Raw genomic sequence first — 247 nt, 5'->3', positions numbered from 1 at the left:
TTCGACAGATGGTTATACTGTCACAGGTACGGCTGAAGCGGGTTCGAAAGTAGAAATCAAAGATTCGACTGGCGCAGTTATTGGCACTGCCATAGCAGATGGATCTGGCAACTACAGCGTGAGCTTACCAGCTTCAGTTGGCCCAAACGCTAATATCACAGCGACCGCAACCGATGCGGCCGGCAATGTGAGCGTACCAACAGCCGGCAAAACGCCAGCCGATGCGGATACGCCAGCCCCTGATGCA

The 247-nt window shown here is 54.3% G+C and carries 1 protein-coding gene; it reads left to right on the top strand.

Features of this window, described 5'->3' with window-relative positions; all coding sequences use genetic code 11:
* Window positions 1-247, top strand: a 247-nt coding sequence (locus ETC27_RS18290) for an Ig-like domain-containing protein (RefSeq protein ID WP_205742801.1), incomplete at both ends; no start/stop codon positions are given.

Source organism: Onishia niordana, from assembly GCF_004798965.1.
GTDB classification, from domain to species: Bacteria; Pseudomonadota; Gammaproteobacteria; order Pseudomonadales; family Halomonadaceae; genus Onishia; species Onishia niordana.
Note: the sequence above shows the minus strand (reverse complement) of the source record. Positions and strands in the feature narration are given on the sequence as shown.